11 protein-coding genes are annotated in these 11916 nt (G+C 69.4%); 2 read left to right on the forward strand and 9 right to left on the reverse strand.

Going from position 1 to position 11916, the window contains the following annotated elements; genetic code table 11:
* Positions 1–99 precede the first annotated feature (99 nt).
* From acnA to PKH97_RS07870, 3 genes are read right to left on the reverse strand one after another with little or no spacing between them, the layout of a single operon-like run.
* Positions 100–2787: an aconitate hydratase AcnA gene (gene acnA / locus PKH97_RS07860; RefSeq protein WP_324386854.1), complete on the reverse strand. Its 2688-nt coding sequence runs from the start codon at positions 2785–2787 to the stop codon at positions 100–102.
* Between the two features lie 46 nt (positions 2788–2833).
* Positions 2834–4261: a TRAM domain-containing protein gene (locus tag PKH97_RS07865; RefSeq protein ID WP_324386855.1), complete on the reverse strand. Its 1428-nt coding sequence runs from the start codon at positions 4259–4261 to the stop codon at positions 2834–2836.
* Between the two features lie 3 nt (positions 4262–4264).
* On the reverse strand, positions 4265–6226 hold the full coding sequence (locus tag PKH97_RS07870; RefSeq protein WP_324386864.1) for an APC family permease: 1962 nt from the start codon (positions 6224–6226) through the stop codon (positions 4265–4267).
* A gap of 123 nt (positions 6227–6349) precedes the next feature.
* Here PKH97_RS07870 and PKH97_RS07875 point away from each other — a divergent pair, with 123 nt between their 5' ends.
* Both PKH97_RS07875 and PKH97_RS07880 read left to right on the forward strand, forming a co-directional pair.
* Positions 6350–7015: a TrkA family potassium uptake protein gene (locus tag PKH97_RS07875; protein ID WP_324386856.1), complete on the forward strand. Its 666-nt coding sequence runs from the start codon at positions 6350–6352 to the stop codon at positions 7013–7015.
* A gap of 13 nt (positions 7016–7028) precedes the next feature.
* A complete protein-coding gene (locus PKH97_RS07880; protein WP_324386857.1) occupies positions 7029–7715 on the forward strand; it encodes a TrkA family potassium uptake protein in 687 nt (228 codons plus the stop codon).
* A 325-nt stretch (positions 7716–8040) separates the two neighbouring features.
* Here PKH97_RS07880 and PKH97_RS07885 read toward each other — a convergent pair whose 3' ends face one another.
* The 6 genes from PKH97_RS07885 to PKH97_RS07910 form a co-directional block, all read right to left on the reverse strand.
* Complete coding sequence (locus PKH97_RS07885; protein WP_324386858.1) at positions 8041–8730, reverse strand: DUF3159 domain-containing protein; 690 nt, start codon at positions 8728–8730, stop codon at positions 8041–8043.
* The gene (locus PKH97_RS07890) at positions 8727–9107 is read right to left on the reverse strand and encodes an OB-fold nucleic acid binding domain-containing protein (protein WP_324386859.1); all 381 of its coding nucleotides are present in this window, start codon (positions 9105–9107) and stop codon (positions 8727–8729) included. The genes PKH97_RS07885 and PKH97_RS07890 overlap by 4 nt, the downstream gene beginning before the upstream one ends.
* Positions 9108–9110: 3 nt before the next feature.
* Complete coding sequence (locus tag PKH97_RS07895) at positions 9111–9842, reverse strand: DUF3710 domain-containing protein (RefSeq protein WP_324386860.1); 732 nt, start codon at positions 9840–9842, stop codon at positions 9111–9113.
* On the reverse strand, positions 9839–10375 hold the full coding sequence (dut, locus tag PKH97_RS07900) for a dUTP diphosphatase (RefSeq protein WP_324386861.1): 537 nt from the start codon (positions 10373–10375) through the stop codon (positions 9839–9841). Before dut ends, PKH97_RS07895 begins: the two co-directional genes overlap by 4 nt.
* Positions 10359–10658, reverse strand: a complete 300-nt coding sequence (locus tag PKH97_RS07905) for a DUF4193 domain-containing protein (protein ID WP_324386862.1) — start codon at positions 10656–10658, stop codon at positions 10359–10361. Before PKH97_RS07905 ends, dut begins: the two co-directional genes overlap by 17 nt.
* A 187-nt stretch (positions 10659–10845) precedes the next feature.
* Positions 10846–11688, reverse strand: a complete 843-nt coding sequence (locus PKH97_RS07910) for an inositol monophosphatase family protein (RefSeq protein ID WP_324386863.1) — start codon at positions 11686–11688, stop codon at positions 10846–10848.
* Between the last annotated feature and the right edge of the window lie 228 nt (positions 11689–11916).

The raw sequence follows: 11916 nt of genomic DNA on the forward strand, positions 1-11916 counted from the left end.
CGAGTGGCCGGTTCAGCCCCGTCGAGTGGCCGCGGTCGCGAAGCGACCTGGCCACTCGACGGGGCTGAACCGGCCACTCGACGGGTTTGGGTTTGGGCGTCAGCCGACGAGGGAGCGCAGGACGAACTGCAGGATGCCGCCGTTGCGGTAGTAGTCGGCCTCGCCGGGGGTGTCGATCCGCACGACCGCATCGAACTCGGCGCTCGAGCCGTCCTCGCGGGTGGCGACGACCTGGACCGTCTTGGGGGTGCGGCCCTCGTTGAGTTGGGTCACGCCGGTGATGGCGAAGGTCTCGCGGCCCGACAGGCCCAGGGACTCGGCGTTCTGGCCCTTCGGATACTGCAGCGGGAGCACGCCCATACCGATCAGGTTGGAGCGGTGGATGCGCTCATACGACTCGGCGATGACCGCCTTGACCCCAAGCAGCGCCGTGCCCTTGGCCGCCCAGTCGCGCGAGGAGCCGGAGCCATATTCCTTCCCGGCCAGGACAACCAACGGCACACCAGCAGCCTGGTAGGCCGCCGACGCGTCGTAGATCGACGTCTGCGGGGCGTCCGCCTCGAGGAAGTTGCGGGTAAACCCGCCCTCGACGTCGTCGAGCAGTTGGTTGCGCAGCCGGATGTTGGCGAAGGTGCCGCGGATCATCACTTCGTGGTTGCCGCGCCGCGACCCATAGGAGTTGAAGTCCTTGCGCGCGATGCCATGCTCGGTCAGATAGACCCCCGCGGGTGAGTCGGCCTTGATCGAGCCGGCCGGGCTGATGTGGTCGGTCGTCACCGAATCGCCGAGCTTGGCCAGCACCCGGGCACCGTTGATGTCGGTCACCGGGGTGAGGTCCATCGTCATACCGTCGAAATAGGTCGGCTTGCGCACATAGGTGGACTCGGTGTCCCACGCGAAGGTGTTGCCCTCGGGCGTGGGCAGCGACTGCCAGCGCTCGTCGCCGGCGAAGACGTCGGCATAGTCCTTCTCGAAAAGATCCCGCGAGAGCGAGGCACCGATCGTGGCGTCGACGTCCTCCGGCGCGGGCCAGATGTCCTTGAGGAAGACGTCATTGCCGGCCTCGTCCTGGCCGAGCGGCTCGAGGTCGAAGTCGAAGTTCATCGTCCCGGCCAGCGCATAGGCGATAACCAAGGGCGGCGACGCGAGATAGTTCATCTTCACATCGGGGTTGATCCGGCCCTCGAAGTTGCGGTTGCCCGACAGCACCGCGGTGACGGCGAGGTCGGCTGATTGAACGGCCGCCGACACTTCCTCCGCCAGCGGGCCGGAGTTGCCGATACAGGTGGCGCAGCCATACCCGACGAGATTGAAGCCGAGCTTGTCCAGGTAGGGCCACAGACCCGCTGCCTCGTAATAGCCGGTGACGACCTTCGAGCCCGGAGCCATCGAGGTCTTGACCCACGGTTTGACATTCAGGCCCTTCTCGACCGCGTTCTTGGCGAGCATGGCCGCCGCCATCATCACCGACGGGTTGGAGGTGTTGGTGCACGACGTGATCGAGGCGATCACGACCGCCCCGTCCTTGAGGACGTATGCCGAGGTGTCGCCGCTGCCGGTGTCGGCACCTGCCGCTTGCACCGGGACCGATCGCAGGTCACCGTCGACGCCGTAGTTCTTGACGTCGAGCCCGAACTGGGGCTTGGCGTCGGTCAGGACGATGCGATCCTGGGGGCGCTTCGGGCCGGCGATCGAGGGGACGACGGTGCCGAGGTCGAGTTCGAGCTTCTCGGAGAAGCGCGGCTCGGCGGCGGGGTCGAGCCACATGCCCTGCTCCTTGGCATAGGCCTCGACGAGCGCGACGGCCTCGTCGGAGCGCCCGGTCAGGTGCAGGTAGTCGAGGGTGATCTGGTCGATCGGGAAGATCGCGCAGGTCGAGCCGAACTCCGGGCTCATATTGCCGATCGTGGCCCGGTTGGCCAGCGGCAGAGCGGCGACGCCGGCGCCGTAGAACTCGACGAACTTGCCGACGACCCCATGCTTGCGCAGCAGGTCGGTGATGGTGAGCACCACATCGGTGGCGGTCACGCCGGCGCGCATCTGGCCGGTCAGCTTGAAACCGACAACCCGCGGGATGAGCATCGAGACCGGCTGGCCGAGCATGGCCGCCTCGGCCTCGATGCCGCCGACGCCCCAGCCGAGGACGCCCAAGCCGTTGACCATGGTGGTGTGGCTGTCGGTGCCGACGCACGTGTCGGGATACGCAACGCCGTCACGCACCATCGTGACGCGGGCGAGGCGCTCGATGTTGACCTGGTGGACGATGCCGGTGCCCGGCGGGACGACCTTGAAGTCGTCGAAGGCGGTCTGGCCCCACCGCAGGAACTGGTAGCGCTCCTTGTTGCGGCCGTATTCGAACTCGACATTGCGCTCGAAGGCGTCGGCGCGGCCGAAGACGTCGATCTGGACGGAGTGGTCGATGACCAGCTCGGCCGGGGCCAGCGGGTTGATCTTCTCCGGGTCGCCGCCGAGGTCGGCGACGGCCTCCCGCATGGTGGCGAGGTCGACGACGCACGGGACGCCGGTGAAGTCCTGCATGATGACGCGGGCGGGGGTGAACTGGATCTCGGTGTCCGGCTCGGCGTTCTCGTCCCAGCCGCCGAGCGCGCGAATGTGGTCGGCGGTGATATTCGCGCCGTCCTCGGTGCGCAGCAGGTTCTCCAGCAGAACCTTCAGGCTGTAGGGCAGCGACTCGTGGCCCTCGACCGAGGCGATCCGGAAGATCTCGTAGGAATTGTCACCGACCTGCAGTTGCCCCTGGGCTCCGAAACTATTCGTGCTGGCCACCATTGGCTCCTTCGCTTCGACGGATTTATCTTGATATCAAGATATCTCAGACCTGCTGGTCTGTCGATCCTCCCACTTCGCCCGTGGGCACGGGACGGAAGGTCGCAATGCACTCGACGTGATGCGTCATCGGGAAGGCGTCGTATGCCGTGAGCCCGGTCAGCGCGTAGCCCGCCTCTCCGAAAGCCGCGGTATCGCGCGCCAGTGCCGCCGGGTCACACGCGACATAGGCAACCGCCCGCGGCCGCAGCGCGGCGATCGCTCGGACCACCTGCGCGCCGGTTCCTGTGCGGGGCGGGTCGAGAACGACGAGATCGGCCGTATGCGGCACCAATGGCGAGCGCCGCGGCCTGCGATTGCGCGTGGCCCGGTTGGCCGCCGGACCACGCCGGCCCGGGCGGGCGACACCGAAGAGGTCGTCGACGCGGCCCGGCACGACGAGGGCCTGGGGCCACGATGCGAGGTTGTCCACCGCGAAAGCCGTTGCCAATCGGTCGGATTCGAGAGCCAGCACCTGGCCTTCCGGGCCGACGGCATCGGCGAGGGCCGCAGCGAACAGGCCCACGCCGGCATACAGGTCGAGGGCGCGCTCGCCGGGTTGCGGGTCGAGCTCGGCCAGGACCCGCGCCACAAAGGTCGCGGCGGCGCGCGGGTGCACCTGCCAGAAGCCGCGTGCCGCGAGGGCGAACTCGTGGCTGAAGGTGCGCGCCTGATCCGCCTGCGTGACCCACTCGGTCGTGACGCGCTCACGGACAACGGTCTCGCCGGGAGCCGCATCGGCGGCCGTCGATTCATCGCCCCCCGCCACCGCCTCAGCGCCCACCGCCACCGGCACGGCCGCGCTCTTCGCGTCGCCCCGCTCCCAGGCCGGCACTGGCGTGACCACGGGCTCGCCGGTCGACGGCGCGGTGACGTCGACGCTCGCGCAACTCGGCCACAACTGCTCGAGCACACCGGTCTCGACCACACCGGGCGCGGCGATGAGGCAGCCCGTCACACGGACCACATCGTGCGAGCGATGGGGGTGCAGGCCGGCCCGGCCGTCGCGGCCGACGGCGAACTCGACCCGGGTGCGCCAGCCGAGCCCGGGCTCGGCTTCGCCGAGTTCCTGGACCTCGACGTCCACCTCCAGGCCCGCGAGGCGCGCGAACTGCTCGCGCACGACGGCGCTCAACAGGTCGCGTTGAGCAGCGAGCGTGAGGTGCTGGAAGTCGCAGCCGCCGCACACGCCGGCATACCGGCAGGGTGGCGTGACCCGGCCGGGCGAGGGGCGCTCGATCGCGACGGCATCGGCATACAGGAATCGGCCGCCCGGGCCGGTGCCCGTGATGCGCGCGACCACCCGCTCCCCCGGCGCCGTATGCCGCACGAACAGCACCCGGCCCGCATGGCGGGCGACGAAATGCCCGCCATGTGCCACCGCCTCGATGTCGACGGTGACCTCGTCGCCGATCTCGAGATCCTGGTCCGGCACCGGCTACTGCCCCATGCGCACCGAGCCCGGCGCGCTCGAGGCATCGGCTTCCATGCGGGCCTCCTGGCCCTCGGAGCTGCGCAACTGCCACGGGACCGACGCCACCAGCACGCCCGGCGTGAAGTGCAGACGGGCGCGCAGGCGTAGGGCGCTCTGGTTGTGCAGGATCTGCTCGTACCAGTGGCCGACGACATACTCCGGGATGTAGACCACGACGATCTCGCGTGGGCTCTCGCGCCGGATGCCCTTCACATAGTCGACGATCGGGTTGACGATCTCGCGGTAAGGCGAGTCCAGCGCCTTCAAGGGCACAGGTATGCCGCGCGCCTCCCACTCCTCCTGGAGGGCCCGGGTCTCGGCCGGATCGACATTGACGGTGATCGCCTCGAGCGTGTGCGGGCGGCTGGCGCGGGCATACGCGACGGCGCGCAGCGTGGGCCGGTGCAACCGGGAGACCAGGACGAGCGCGTGCACGCGCGAGGGCAACATCTGATCGGACTGCGAGACGATGTCGAGTTCCTTCGAGACCGCGTCGTAGTGCCGGCGGATCGCCATCATCATCAGGAAGAGCACGGCCATCGCGGCGATGGCATAGCCGGCCCCGTGGATGAACTTGGTGGCCAGGACGACGAGCAGGACGGTCCCCGACATCACCGCACCCACGAAGTTGATGACCCGGCTGCGCTGCATGTGGGCGCGCTGGCGCGGGTCAGAGGCGAGCCGCAGATGACGATTCCAGTGCCGGATCATGCCGATCTGGCTGGTGGTGAACGAGACGAAGACGCCGACGATATAGAGCTGGATGAGCTTGGTGACATCGGCGTCGAAGATGAGGATCAGGACCGCCGCGACACCGGCGAGGATGATGATGCCGTTCGAGAAGGCGAGGCGGTCGCCGCGGGCATGCAGTTGCCGCGGCAGGTAGCCGTCGCGCGCCAGGATCGAGCCGAGCACCGGGAAGCCGTTGAAGGCGGTGTTCGCGGCGAGGATCAAGATGATCCCGGTGACGACCGAGATGTAGACCACGCCGAGGTGGAAGTGGTCGAAGACGGCGTTCGCGACCTGTCCCATGATCGTGTCCTGGACGTATGACGCCCCCACCGGGACGCCGTCCTTGAGCAACTGCTCCGCCGGGTTCTCGGCATATTTGATGCCCGTCAAGCGGGCCAGGCTGATCATCGAGAAAAGCATGCCGATGGCGATGCAGCCCATCAGCAGCAGCGTGGTCGCCGCGTTGCGGGACTTGGGCTTCTGGAAGGCCGGCACGCCATTAGAGATCGCCTCGACACCGGTGAGCGCGGCACAGCCGGAGGAGAAGGCGCGCAGGAGGAGGAAGGCCATGGCCAGGCTCCCGAGGGCTTCGTAGCCAGGCTCGGGGACAAGGTCGTATTGGGCGCTCGCGGCGAGCGGGAGGCTGCCGGTGAAGTGCCGGTAGCCGCCATACAGGCCCATGCCGATGACGCCGACCATGAAGGCATAGGTGGGGATCGCGAAGGCGTTGCCGGACTCGCGAACGCCGCGCAGATTCATCGCGGTCAGCAAGACCACGAGGATGACCGCCCAGGTGGCCTCGTGACCGCGGACGAAGGTCAACGCGGTTGCCGCGTTCTGGATGCCGGAGGAGATGGAGACGGCGACCGTCAGGACGTAGTCGACCAACAGCGCGGACGCCACCGTCAGGCCGGCCTTGGGGCCGATATTGACGGTGGCGACCTCATAGTCGCCGCCGCCGGAGGGGTAGGCGTGGACGTTCTGCCGGTAGGAGGCGACGACCACGGCCATCACGAAGATGACGCCGAGGGCGATCTGCCAGGAGTGGGTGAGTGCGAAGGTGCCCCCAGCCAAGCCCAGGGTCAAGAAGATCTCGTCCGGGGCATAGGCGACGGAGGAGAGCGCATCGCTGGCGAAGATCGGCAGGGCGATGCGTTTGGGCAGCAGGGTCTCGTGCAATTTGTCGCTGCGCATCTGTTGACCCAACAGAATGCGTTTGATGACCCGGCCGACCGCCACGGCGGATCACTCTATCCCCGGGTGCGACCGGTGCAGACGCGCGTCCGGGCAGCGTGGCCACAGTGTTAGCGTCGGTCCGTGCACTTCGTCATCATGGGATGCGGCCGCGTGGGCGCCTCCCTCGCGCGGGCGCTGGAACGCCGTGGTCACGATGTCGCCGTGATCGACCAGTTCGAGGCCGCCTTCACCCGCCTCGGCCCCACCTTCGAGGGGCGCACGGTCGCCGGCGTCGGATTCGACCGTGACACGCTGACCGAGGCCGGGATCGACCGGGCGTATGCCTTCGCCGCCGTCTCCAGCGGTGACAACTCCAATATCCTCGCGGCTCGGGTGGCCCGGGAGACCTTCGGGGTCGAGCACGTCGTCGCGCGGATCTATGACCCGGGGCGCGCCGAGATCTACCAGCGGCTCGGCATCCCCACGGTGGCCACCGTGAAGTGGACCTCGGATCAGATGCTGCGCCGCCTGCTGCCGCAGGGCCATCTGCCGGAGTTGGCCGACCCGTCCGGACGCATCGTGATCGCCGAGGTCGCGACCGACCCGGCGTGGATCGGCTCGTCGCTGCGGCGCATCGAGGACGAGACCCGGTCCCGCGTCGCCTATTTCACCCGGCTCGGCGAGGGTCACCTGCCCGGCCCGGAGACAATCCTGCAGGAGGGCGACCTGATCCACTTGGCGATCAACCGCGACCAGTTGGAGGACGTGGAACGGACGCTCGCTGACCCGCCTGCGGTCGCGGACTGAGAGGGATCCGAGAATGCGTGTCGTCATCGCCGGCGCAGGCAGCGTGGGTCGCTCGATCGCCCAGGAACTGCTCTACAACAACCATCAGGTGCTCCTCATCGACAAGGGCGCCGACGAGGCATCGATCCGGCGGGTGCCGGAGGCGAACTGGCTGGCCGCCGACGCGTGCGAGATCGACGCACTGAACGAGGCCGGGCTGGCCGACTGTGATGTCGTGGTCGCGGCCACCGGAGACGACAAGGTCAACTTGGTGGTGTCCTTGCTGGCCAAGACCGAGTTCGGGGTGCCTCGCACGGTGGCACGCGTGAACAACCCGAAGAACGAGTGGTTGTTCGACGAGGCATGGGGCGTCGACGTCGCGGTGTCGACGCCGCGCCTGATGACGGCCTTGGTCGAAGAGGCCGTGGCCGTGGGCGACCTGGTGCGGATCTTCGAGTTCCATCAATCGCACGCGGCGATGGTGGAGATGACCCTGCCCGCGGATTCCCCGCTCGTCGGCCGCCGCGTTGGCGCGGTGCCCTTCCCGCAGGACACGGTGCTGGTCGCGATCATCCGCGATCAGGTGCCGATCGCCCCCAGCGCGGACGACAGCCTCGAAGCCCACGACGAGCTGCTCTTCTTGACGGTGAGCGAGTCCGAGGACGAGTTGGAGTCCCTGCTCAGCCCCGGCGTCCGCGTCAAGCGCCCCCGCAACCGATAGCCAGGCGGCACCGCAGCCCTCGGCGGCCGCGTAGTCCGGTCGGGTGCGTGTAGCGGTCGTCGGTTCCCGTCTAGGTCGGTGCTTTCCCGGGTGTCAGAGCCCCCCTGTGGGCCGGGAGCAGTTGCGAGCCCTGGCGAGCCACTGTGACCGGCTCACCGGTCGCGAGCGCACCGAGGTCGGTGCCTTACCCGGGTGTCAGAGCCCCCCTGTGGGCCGGGAGCAGTTGCGAGCCCTGGCGAGCCACTGTGACCGGCTCACCGGTCGCGAGCGCAGCGAGCCTGACCGGTGACAGTCGAGGCCGTCCGAGGGCAGCGAGGTCCATGCATTACCGGGGGTCAGGGGGGCGGAGCCCCCTGTGGGGGGTCTCGCCGCGGACGAGCATCGCGCCCATGACGGCGACCGCGCCGGCCCACAAGGGCCAGCCGAGGACGATTTTCGCGGTGCCGAGGGCGGCCACATTGCCCGCGAGATAGAGCGGATACATGATCAGCACCCGCAGCAGGAACATCGCGGTCATCACCAGGGTGAGGCGGCCGCAGACGGCGACCATGCTCGGGTCGCGGCGCCAGCGCAGCGGGTCGGTCTTGGCGTCCGGGTCGCCGGCGCCGACGAGGAAGCCGAGGAAGGGCCATTTGGCGAGGACCGAGGCGAAGGTGGCCACGGCATACGCGCCGTTGACGAGGATGCCGGGCAGGAAGGCGTCCTGCGCGCGGCCGCTTCGCAGGGCGAAGAAGGCGGCGATCGCGGTGGCGACGACGGCGGAGAAGACGTATTGCAGGCTCTGCCGTTGCGCCACGCGTGCCATGGCGAGCAGGAGGGCGACCACCATCGCGGAGCCGACGCTCTGGCGCACATTCTGGGTGATCGTCCAGGCCACCACGAAGGCGATGGTCGGCAGCGCGGTCTCGACCGAGCCACGCCAGCCGCCGAGAGCGGCCGAGAGCCGGTGGCGGATGATCTCCTCGACGGTCGCCGCGCGCTCCTCGTCGAATAGTTTCTCGTCGGACCCGGTCATGCGGTTCCTCCTGCGGCGCGTGGAAGGAGCTCGTATGCCGCGTTGAAGATCGTCGCGACCCCGTCCGGGTGGCACACGCGACCGGTCGCGCGCAGGCGGGCACCTGGTTCGATACCGCTGATGCGGCGGCGGCCGAGCCACACCAGGGTCAGGCTCTGGGTGCCGTCATACAGTTCGACGACGAGAGCGGGCACCCGGGTGCGCGGGCGCAGGGTGACCGCCCGGACGATGCCGGTGACCGTGGCGAGCTGCCGGTCGGCCAGCTCGCCGATGACGGTGGCTCCGGTCGAGCGCGCGTGTTCCTGAAGCTCGGCGGCGTCGCGATCGCCGGCCGTGCGCGTCAGGCGTTCGGTGAGGCGCCGGAACGTCCCCGACATCGCTCAGCGCACCTCGGTGATCTCGGGCCCACGCTCGAAGGGGTCGAAGCTTTCCGGCTGCTGCTCGGCCGGCGCGGGCGTGGGCTGCTCGGGCAGGCGCAGCGGCAGCATCTCCCGGGGAGCCATCGGGGCAGCGCCGCGCACGACGACGAGCGAGCGCAGGGCTTCGACCAGCGGAGCGGCAGCCGCGTCGTCGATGGCGGCCTGACCGGACAGGACCGCGCGCAGGAACCACCGTGGCCCGTCCACCCCGATGAAGCGGGCGGGCGCGAAGACCTGCCGGCCGTCGGGAGCTAGCTGCGGCATACGGACACGGAGTTCGCGGGCGAAATCGCCGTCGACTTCATCGACGGTGCCACCGGCACCGGAGATCGCTCCCGAGATTTCCCGGCGCACATCGCGCCAGACGCCGCCCGAGCGGGGGGCGGCGAACGCCTGCACCTGGGCGGCCGACTCGCCGATGACGATCTGCAGGCCGTTGATCGTGTCGGTGCTCTGGTCGATCTCAAGGCGGATCTCGGCACCGGGAACCGGGGCGAGCCAGACGGCGCCGAGGTCGAGGCGATCGCCGAGACCATCGACTTCGGCGGCATCCCACGGGCCCTGAGAGCGGCTAGCCACCGCGTCCTGCGTCTCCTCCTCGACGTCGTCGTCGACGAGGTCGTCGACGGCGTCGTCGGCCGGCTCAACCGGCTCCGCGGAGGTCTGGCTGGCGCGGCGGCGGAAAATGCTCACGATGTCCTTCTCGGCGATAGTTCTGCGGGCGCCCCTGGGGCGCGGTCGTGGATCCCGGCGAAGCCCCCGGTGGATCCGTGTCCAGTCTCCCCCCGAGTCGTCTCCGGAAGCGAATCGACCTCGTCGAAGGTGGCCTCGGCGACCTGCTGCAGGAGCAGCTGGGCGATCCGGTCGCCGGGGTGGATGGTGAAGCTCTCGGACGGGTCGAGATTGACCAGGTTGACCAGGATCTCCCCGCGATAGCCGGAGTCGATGGTGCCCGGGGCGTTGACGACGGTGATGCCGTGGCGGGCGGCCAGCCCCGAGCGGGGATGGACCAGCCCGACCCAGCCGGCGGGTACGGCGATCGCGACCCCCGTCGCGATCAGGCCCCGCTCCCCCGGTGCCAGGGTGACCTCGACGACGCTGGCGAGGTCGGCGCCGGCGTCGCCCGGGCGGGCATACGCGGGCAGGTGGGCGTCCGGACGAAGACGGCGGACGAGCACCCGAAGGCGCCCGTCCGCCGTCAGCGGCGCGTCAGGCTGCGCACTCATTGCAGACCAGAACCCCGCCCTTGTCGGACGCAAGCTGGCTGCGGTGGTGCACCAGGAAGCAGCGCGAGCAGGTGAACTCGTCGGCCTGGCGCGGGATGACCCGCACCGAGAGTTCCTCGCCGGACAAGTCGGCGCCGGGCAGTTCGAAGCCCTCCGCCTGCTCGGTCTCATCCACGTCGACACTGGAGGTGCTCTTGTCGACGCGACGGGACTTCAACTCCTCGATCGAATCCTCGGAGAGTTCGTCGTCGGTCTTGCGTGGAGCGTCGTAATCGGTTGCCATCACAGTCCTTCCCTAAGCAGTCGTATGGCGCGCAGCGAGCACGGTGAGGCTGGTTGGCTGTGCGCGGCTGGGTAACGCTTTTGGTTCTCGATTTGATCCCGCGGCGCGCATTGTGCCCTATCCAGCGGGGAAAGTCACGTGAATTGACGAAACTTGCTCACGGGTTGCCCGGCTGGCCGGCCACGGCTCAGGGCGCCGTGCGGACGAGCTCGGCGAGGTGGGAGAAGCAGGCACCGCCGGCGATGGTCATCGCCTTTTCGGGGTCGCCGCCGTCGCGGTTCTCGACCCGGCCGCCGGCCTCGGTGACGAGCAGCCAGCCGGCCGCCATGTCCCAGGGATTGAGACCCTCCTCGTAGTAGCCGTCGAGGGTGCCGTCGGCGACATGGCACAGATCGAGCGCGGCGCTGCCGAAGCGCCGGATGTCACGCACCCTCGGCAGGATCGCGGTCAAGGCGCGCGCCTGCCGGGCACGTTGCTCGGCGTCATAGCCGAAGCCGGTGCCGATCAGGCTGAGACCGAGATCGGCCTGGGTGGAGACCCGCACCCGCATTGCCGTATGCCGGCCGCGTTGCCGCCAGGCGCCCGTCCCGGTCGCGCCCCAGAACCGCTCCCCCGAGACTGGGTTGACCACGGCCCCGGCGACCGGGCGCCAGGCGCCGGGCGTGTGCACGTCGCCGGTGACAGCGGCGACGGAAACGGCATACGCCGGGATGTCGTAGACGTAGTTGACCGTGCCGTCGATCGGGTCGACGACCCATGTGATGGGGCGGCTGCCCGCTGCACTGCCGCCCTCCTCGCCGAAGAAGGCGTCCTCGGGCCGGGCCGCGTGCAGGGTCTGGGCGAGCAGTTCCTGGGCTTGGCGGTCCATGTCGGTGACGACATCGGTAGCCGAGGACTTCGTCGCTGCCACCCCGGACCGGGAGCGATCGAGGATGAGCAGGGCGGCGTCGGTGGCCGCTTCGAGCGCGATCCGGGCCAGCGCGTCGGGGGCCGGGAGCTCGGGAGTCGGGGCGTAACGGCTGGTGGTCATCGGGGATCCTCTCGACCGCACCGGGTCGGCTTGGCGGGTCGCTGGCTGCGGCAGCAGTCGGGCGGACAGTCGGCCGGGGGGAGGGCCGCCAAGACATTGAGATCGTGGGCGACCCTGCCGGCGGCGGCGGGGTCGACGCGGTCGGCCGCCGGCGCCTGCGGCGCCACGCGCACCTGCAGCTCGACGTGGAAGGTCGAGCCCACGCCCGGCTCGCTCTCGGCGTGCACC

It is taken from the genome of Nostocoides sp., from assembly GCF_035343835.1.
GTDB lineage: Bacteria > Actinomycetota > Actinomycetes > Actinomycetales > Dermatophilaceae > Nostocoides_A > Nostocoides_A vanveenii.

What these genes read in the sequence shown, in the direction of transcription:
- dut (WP_324386861.1), bottom strand. Translation starts at nt 10,375, where the DNA reads ATGAGTGCGCAGCCTGACGCGCCGCTGACGGCGGACGGGCGCCTTCGG.
- PKH97_RS07880 (WP_324386857.1), top strand. Translation starts at nt 7,029, where the DNA reads ATGCGTGTCGTCATCGCCGGCGCAGGCAGCGTGGGTCGCTCGATCGCC.
- PKH97_RS07890 (WP_324386859.1), bottom strand. Translation starts at nt 9,107, where the DNA reads ATGTCGGGGACGTTCCGGCGCCTCACCGAACGCCTGACGCGCACGGCC.
- PKH97_RS07870 (WP_324386864.1), bottom strand. Translation starts at nt 6,226, where the DNA reads ATGCGCAGCGACAAATTGCACGAGACCCTGCTGCCCAAACGCATCGCC.
- PKH97_RS07910 (WP_324386863.1), bottom strand. Translation starts at nt 11,688, where the DNA reads ATGACCACCAGCCGTTACGCCCCGACTCCCGAGCTCCCGGCCCCCGAC.
- PKH97_RS07905 (WP_324386862.1), bottom strand. Translation starts at nt 10,658, where the DNA reads ATGGCAACCGATTACGACGCTCCACGCAAGACCGACGACGAACTCTCC.
- PKH97_RS07885 (WP_324386858.1), bottom strand. Translation starts at nt 8,730, where the DNA reads ATGACCGGGTCCGACGAGAAACTATTCGACGAGGAGCGCGCGGCGACC.